Here is a 601-nt window from a genome sequence, read left to right on the forward strand (position 1 = left end):
TTGTGAAACTCAATCGCGATATCTTTCTGCGTTCATTGTGCTTGCAAGCCGCGTTTAGCTTTATGACGTTTCAGGGCGCGAGCTTTGGTGATGATGTTGTCGCGGCAAACGCTGTGTTGATGAGCTTCTTGATGATGATTTCCTACGGCATGGATGGTTTTGCCTACGCGATGGAAGCGATGGTGGGGAAAGCGATTGGCGCGAAAGACCGAGCTCAGCTTAGTGATTCTCTGGTGGGGACATTCTTTTGGAGTCTGATCATCTGCTTAGGGCTTACTGCGGTATTTGGCTTAGCCGGATCGAATTTGATCGCCATGATCACTTCTATTGCGATTGTGCAGCAGCAAGCAGCGATCTATCTACCTTGGCTGGTGGTGATGCCGTTGGCATCCATGTGGTGTTTCTTATTCGATGGCATTTTTGTTGGTGCCACCAAAGGTAAAGATATGCGGAACAGTATGTTCGTGGCGACTTGCTGTTTCTTTGTAATCTTCTTTTTGTTCTCTGGCTGGCAAAACCATGCACTGTGGTTTGCGATGACCAGCTTTATGGCAATGCGAGGGATTGGTCTTGGAGTAATATTCTTCTATCAATGGCGTAA

At 47.4% G+C, this 601-nt stretch carries 1 protein-coding gene; it reads left to right on the forward strand.

All coding sequences use genetic code 11. The annotated features are described in order from the left end of the window. On the forward strand, positions 1-601 hold a 601-nt coding region (locus R7R78_RS27835; RefSeq protein WP_263856344.1), incomplete at both ends, for an MATE family efflux transporter.

This window comes from Vibrio sp. 2134-1, from assembly GCF_033339495.1.